3 protein-coding genes are annotated in these 2,659 nt (G+C 64.7%); 1 reads left to right on the top strand and 2 read right to left on the bottom strand.

The genetic code is table 11. The features are described 5' to 3' along the window. Window positions 1-793: bifunctional riboflavin kinase/FAD synthetase (gene ribF, locus B3E94_RS22555; protein WP_286915280.1), on the bottom strand; the 793-nt coding region annotated here is incomplete at its 3' end. 118 nt (window positions 794-911) lie between these two features. Then, window positions 912-2,450 (bottom strand): murein biosynthesis integral membrane protein MurJ, encoded by a 1,539-nt coding sequence (gene murJ, locus B3E94_RS22550; RefSeq protein WP_236236406.1) that lies wholly within the window; start codon window positions 2,448-2,450, stop codon window positions 912-914. On the opposite strand from murJ, the gene B3E94_RS22545 reads away from it, so the two are divergent. Beyond that, on the top strand, window positions 2,413-2,659 hold a 247-nt coding region (locus tag B3E94_RS22545), incomplete at its 3' end, for a hypothetical protein (protein ID WP_286915298.1). The genes murJ and B3E94_RS22545 overlap by 38 nt on opposite strands.

Genomic DNA, 2,659 nt, shown 5'->3' with positions numbered 1-2,659 from the left:
CGCCGGCATAATCCAGTAGATGTATCTCGAGGTGCGGGCGGCCGTCACCGGCCACGGTAGGGCGCACCCCGATGTTGCCGACACCCGGCCAGGCCTTGCCGTCGATCTCGATGCTGGCCAGGTACACCCCGGACAGCGGCACGCGGCGCCGCTTGAGCTGGATGTTGGCGGTGGGCGTGCCGAGCTGGCGGGCCAGCTTCTGGCCGTGCAACACGCGCCCGGTGATGCGATAAGGGCGGCCCAGCAGGTGCTCGGCGAGCTCGAAGTTGCCTTCGCACAGCGCCTTGCGCACCTCGGTGCTGCTGACCCGCAGGCCATCCTGGATCACCGTGTTGGCAGCCTCGACGGTGAACCCGTACTGCTGGCCGGCACCGACCAGGAAGGCGAAGTCGCCGGCCCGGTCGCAGCCGAAGCGAAAGTCATCGCCCACCTCGAGGTGGCGCACGCCCAGGCCGTCGACCAGGATCGCCTTGACGAATTCATCGGCGCTGAGCTTGCTCAGGCGCTGGTTGAAGGCCAGGCACAGCACCCGGTCGATGCCTTCTGCGGCCAGCAGCTCGACCTTGTCGCGCAGGCGCGCCAGGCGGGCCGGGGCGGTGTCGGGCGCAAAGTACTCGCGCGGCTGTGGCTCGAAGATCACCACGCAGGTCGGCAGGCCCAACGCCTGGCCGCGCTCGCGCAGGCGCGCCAGGATTGCCTGGTGGCCACGGTGAACCCCGTCGAAGTTGCCAATGGTGGCGACACAGCCCCGGTGCTCGGGGCGCAGGTTGTGAAGACCTCGAACCAGCTGCATAACGCGCTTCTTGCTCATAAAGTGGCCGATTATAACCACACCCGGGCGCTGGTGACAGGCAGCAGCGCCCGGGTGTGGCGTGGAATGCGAAAAACCGACGCCTGACCCGCCTTGTGCCTCAGTGCAGGGCCTTGCGGGCGAAATGCCGGGGCCTGAAGCCGCACAGGTAGAGGCAGCCGAAATAGGTCACCACGCCCGCCGCGATCAACCCGCCCAGGCGCATGAAGCGCGCCAGCATGTTGCCTTGGTCCCAGGCCGGCAGGTAGTGCATGCCCAGCAACAGCACCGCCGACATCAGTGTCACCGCCAGTACCAGCTTGAGCAAATACAGCATCCAGCCCGGCTGCGGCTCGAACAATCGCTGGCTGCGCAGCTTCCAGAACAGCAGGCCGGCGTTGAGGCAGGCACCGAGGCTGATCGCCAGGGCCAGGCCGGCGTGCTTGAGCGGGCCGATCAGCGCCAGGTTGAACAGCTGGGTGCAGACCAGGGTGAAGATCGCGATCTTCACCGGCGTGCGGATATTCTGCTGCGCATAGAAGCCCGGTGCCAGTACCTTGACCAGAATGATTGCCAGCAGGCCCACCGAATAGGCGATCAATGCACGCTGGGTCATGGCCGCATCGAAGGCGCTGAACTTGCCGTACTGGAACAAGGCCACGGTCAGCGGCTCGGCGAGGATCGCCAGGGCCAGGGTGCAAGGCAGCACCAGCAGGAAGCACAGGCGCAGGCCCCAGTCCATGATCCGCGAGTACTCCTCACGGTCCTTGTTGGCGTAGGTCTTGGCCAGGGTCGGCAGCAAGATGGTGCCCAGCGCCACGCCGAGCACGCCCGAGGGCAGCTCCATCAGGCGGTCGGCGTAGTACATCCACGACACTGAGCCTGCCACCAGGAAGGAGGCGAAGATGGTGTTGATGATCAGCGAGATCTGGCTGACCGAGACCCCGAGAATCGCCGGCAGCATCTGCTTGAGCACCCGCCATACGCCGGTGTCGCGCAGGTTCAGGCGCGGCAGCACGAGCATGCCGATCTTCTTCAGCGCCGGCAGCTGGTACAGCAGCTGCGCCAGGCCACCGGCCAGCACACCCCAGGCCAGGGCCATGATCGGCGGGTCGAAGTACGGCGTGAGCAGCACGGCGAAGGCAATCATCGCCACGTTCAGCAAGGTCGGGGTGAAGGCCGGCACCGAGAAGCGGTTCCAGGTATTGAGGATTGCCCCGGCCAGGGACGACAGCGAGATCAGCAATATATAAGGAAACGTCACCCGCAGCAGGGCGGTGGTCAGCTCGTATTTTTCGGCGCTATCGACGAAACCGGGCGCCGTGGCCCACACCACCCAGGGCGCAGCCAGGATGCCGACGGCGGTAACCAGCGCCAGTACCAGCGTCAGCAGGCCGCTGACATAGGCAATGAACGTGCGCGTGGCCTCTTCGCCCTGCTGGGTCTTGTATTCGGCAAGAATGGGCACGAAGGCCTGGGAGAAGGCCCCTTCGGCGAATATCCGCCGCAACAGGTTGGGTAACTTGAAGGCGATGAAAAAGGCGTCGGTGGCAACGCCGGCACCGAACACGCGGGCCAGAATCGTATCGCGCACGAAGCCCAACACCCTGGAAATCATGGTGATGGAGCTGACTGCAGCCAGGGATTTGAGCAGATTCATCGAAAAGATTCACGCCAATGACAGAGGACGCTGCATGTGGCGTCCGAATGTGCGATACTCCCGCGCCTTCGCAGGGGAGCCAAAAATTCCCGAGTTTACAGGTCGTACAGCAGAAAGGAATTCTTTCCCTCCTGTTGGTGCACCGCTCGGCGGAACCCTGCAGGTGGCCTTGACATCCGCTCGACTGATCGGCATGATTCGCGGCCTAT

Origin of the sequence: Pseudomonas sp. UBA6315 (assembly GCF_002438125.1) — a bacterium.
GTDB lineage: Bacteria > Pseudomonadota > Gammaproteobacteria > Pseudomonadales > Pseudomonadaceae > Aquipseudomonas > Aquipseudomonas faucium.
Note: the sequence above shows the minus strand (reverse complement) of the source record. Positions and strands in the feature narration are given on the sequence as shown.